The following is a 2334-nucleotide window of genomic DNA, read 5'->3' as shown; positions in this document are numbered from 1 at the left end:
GGCGGCGCGTGGATTTTCTGCCTGCCAACCCGATGTTAATCCCCCGGCGAGCCACCAACCGCGGGACCCCCGCAACCCACCTCCGGTGCGGGGCTTCCTGCGTGTAGGTTGCCAGGGACCGAACGGGGGGAAGAGGGACGAGATGTCGAGACTGCCAGGCTGGCTGAACCGACTCGGCGAGGGCATCAGCCGCATCGGAAGCGAACTGCACGCCCGGCGCGCCGAGGCCGAGCGGGCCGAGCCGGACGGACCGCCGTACGAGCGGCCGCCGGTGACGCCCGGTCCGCAGACCGCGCCGCCGGCCGGGGGACCGGCCGCCGGACCGGCCGAGGGCGCCGCCGCGCCCGCCGCCGTCGCCGAGGGCCGTACCGTCCCCGCCCCGCCGGCCTACGCCCCCGCCGTGCCCGCCCGGCCCGACCCGGTCTCCGCCGTCCCGTGGGGGCTGCGGGTCGCCGGCGAGGCCGGCTGGCGACTGCTCGTCCTGGCCGGCACCGTCTGGGTGCTGATGCGGGTCATCAGCTCCGTCCAGCTCGTCGTCCTCGCCTTCGTCGCCGCGCTGCTGGTGACCGCGCTGCTCCAGCCGACTGTCGCCCGGCTGCGGACCATGGGCGTGCCGCGCGGACTCGCCACCGCCATCACCGCCATCTCCGGCTTCGTCGTGATGGGCCTGGTCGGCTGGTTCGTGGTGTGGCAGGTGATGGACAACATCGACAACCTCACCGACCGGGTCAGGGACGGCATCGAGGAGCTCAAGCGCTGGCTCCTCGACAGCCCCTTCCACGTGACCGAGCGCCAGATCAACGACATCGCCAAGAACCTCAGCGACACCATCGGCGCCAACGCCGAGGAGATCACCTCCGCCGGACTCCAGGGCGTGACCGTGATCGTCGAGACCATGACCGGCATCCTGCTCGCCATGTTCTGCACCCTCTTCCTGCTCTACGACGGGAAGAAGGTCTGGGAGTGGACGCTCAAGCTCGTCCCCGCGCAGGCCAGGCCCGGGGTCGCCGGCGCCGGTCCGCGCGCCTGGCGCACCCTCACCGCCTATGTGCGCGGCACCGTCCTGGTCGCCCTGATCGACGCCGTCTTCATCGGCCTCGGCCTCTACTTCCTCGACGTGCCGATGGCGGTCCCGCTCGCCGTCTTCATCTTCCTCTTCGCCTTCATCCCGCTCGTCGGCGCCGTCATCTCCGGCGCGCTCGCCGTGCTGGTCGCCCTCGTCACCAACGGCGTGTTCACCGCGCTGATGGTGCTCGTGGTCGTCCTCGCCGTGCAGCAGATCGAGGGCCACGTCCTCCAGCCGTTCATCCTCGGCCGGGCCGTCCGCGTCCACCCGCTGGCCGTCGTCCTCGCGGTCGCCGCGGGCGGTCTGACCGCCGGCATCGGCGGCGCCGTCGTCGCCGTCCCGCTCGTCGCGGTCGCCAACACCGTCGTCGGCTATCTGAAGGCGTGGAGCCACGAACCGGCGCTGCTCACCGCGGCCGAGCCGCGCGGCGCGACCGCCTTCGAGGTGGCGCCCACCCCGGCGCCCGGCTCGCCGGAACGGAAGGGCAAGGCGTGATATCCGAACCCGAACTGGAGGGCGGCACCCCTTTCGAGACCGCAGAGGTGCTGACGGAGGAGCGGGAGCGGACGCCCCGCCCGCCGCGTGGCCGCCGGCCCTGGCTGTGGGCGCTCGGCGGCGCGGTGGCCGCCTCGGCGGTGTGGGGCGCCGGGCTGTACGCGTACGAGCGCGGCCGGCCGGACCCGGGGGTGGACCTGGGCGGGTACCAGGCGGTCGACGACCTGTGCGAGCGCGCCGGGCTGAAGGGGATGGCCGCCGTCCTCGGCGAGCGCGGCTCCGCCGGCACCGGCCCCGAACTGCGCGAGCCGGCCCTGGAGCAGCGCTCCTGCACGGTCAACTTCGGCAAGGGGGACCGCGAGCAGAGCGTCAACGTCACCTACACCCTGCACAAGCAGACCGACCCGGGGCCCGAGTTCGCGGCGCTGGCGAAGGGCTTCGACATGACGGAGCCGATCGGCGGCGTCGGCGAGCAGGCGTTCTTCGGCGACGCGGGCGAGGACGGCGGGATCCTGCGGGTGCTCGACGGCCAGGCCGTGCTGGAGCTCAACGTGTACCGCACGTACTACGAGAACGAGGAGGGCGAGGTCGTCGAGCAGGGCGCTCCCGACCTGTCCGGGGTCGACGTGCCGCTCACCCAGGACGCGCTCGCGCTGATGGCGGCGCTCAAGAAGTAGTCGTCGGGTGCGGGGGGGGGGGGCGGCGGCCCGGGGGGGGGGGGCCGGCCCCGGGGGGGGCTGCGGGCGCCAACCCGCCCGGGGCGGCCCCCGGCC

General features: G+C 74.1%; 2 protein-coding genes. Both read left to right on the top strand.

Translation table 11 applies throughout. The annotated features are described in order from the left end of the window. The first annotated feature begins 142 nt into the window (after positions 1 to 142). Positions 143 to 1561, top strand: coding sequence for an AI-2E family transporter (locus ACFW1I_RS36585; RefSeq protein ID WP_384678134.1), 1419 nt, complete (start codon positions 143 to 145; stop codon positions 1559 to 1561). Next, on the top strand, positions 1558 to 2238 hold the full coding sequence (locus tag ACFW1I_RS36580) for a hypothetical protein (protein ID WP_384678132.1): 681 nt from the start codon (positions 1558 to 1560) through the stop codon (positions 2236 to 2238). The genes ACFW1I_RS36585 and ACFW1I_RS36580 overlap by 4 nt, the downstream gene beginning before the upstream one ends. Positions 2239 to 2334: the final 96 nt, after the last annotated feature.

Source organism: Streptomyces sp. NPDC058955, from assembly GCF_042741435.1.
Classification (GTDB): domain Bacteria; phylum Actinomycetota; class Actinomycetes; order Streptomycetales; family Streptomycetaceae; genus Streptomyces.
Note: the sequence above shows the minus strand (reverse complement) of the source record. Positions and strands in the feature narration are given on the sequence as shown.

What these genes read in the sequence shown, in the direction of transcription:
- ACFW1I_RS36585 (WP_384678134.1), top strand. Translation starts at nt 143, where the DNA reads ATGTCGAGACTGCCAGGCTGGCTGAACCGACTCGGCGAGGGCATCAGC.